Origin of the sequence: Mesorhizobium sp. M7A.F.Ca.US.002.01.1.1 (genome assembly GCF_004022955.1) — a bacterium.
Taxonomy (GTDB): domain Bacteria; phylum Pseudomonadota; class Alphaproteobacteria; order Rhizobiales; family Rhizobiaceae; genus Mesorhizobium; species Mesorhizobium ciceri.
Window position 1 is genome coordinate 1 of the sequence record NZ_RZQE01001027.1, and the last position, 553, is coordinate 553.

1 protein-coding gene is annotated in these 553 nt (G+C 65.3%); it reads right to left on the reverse strand.

Features of this window, described 5'->3' with window-relative positions:
- Positions 1–442: bifunctional ornithine acetyltransferase/N-acetylglutamate synthase (locus EN932_RS37520; protein ID WP_206619051.1), on the reverse strand; the 442-nt coding region annotated here is incomplete at its 3' end.
- Positions 443–553: the final 111 nt, after the last annotated feature.

Below are 553 nucleotides of genomic sequence, written 5' to 3' on the forward strand. Positions count from 1 at the left end.
GCTCGGGCTTGCCCTTGCTGACCAGCCCCGCGAGCAGATGGCTGAATTTGCTGGTGTCGAGCGGCTCGCCGATGACGCCGGTCGAGGCCATGAAAACCTCCGCTGCCGTGCAGCCGGCCGCCTTCGCCGCCGCCTCGCCGGTCAGTGCGGTCGACTCGCGGCCCTTCTTGCCGGTGAAGGCGTTGGCGTTGCCGGAATTGACGACCAGCACCCGCGCCTTGCCCGCGCCGAGATTCTGCCGGCAGAAATCGACCGGCGCCGAGGGGCATTTCGATTTCGTGAACACGCCGGCGACCGCAGTGCCTTCATCGAAGACCATGGTCAAAAGATCGGTGCGGCCCTTGTACTTTATCCCTGCCTCGGCGGTGGCGATGCGCACCCCCTCGATTTCTGGCATTTTCGGGTATTTCTTCGGCGCAAGCGGCGAAATCGTCGTGGACATGGAGGCCTCGGGCGGGAAAAATCGCAAGGGAAGGCCGGTTTGCCCGATAGACCGCGCCGGCGCAAGGGCGTTTTCGTCGCTCTTGTCCGGGAGCTCGAACTCGCCCCTGGG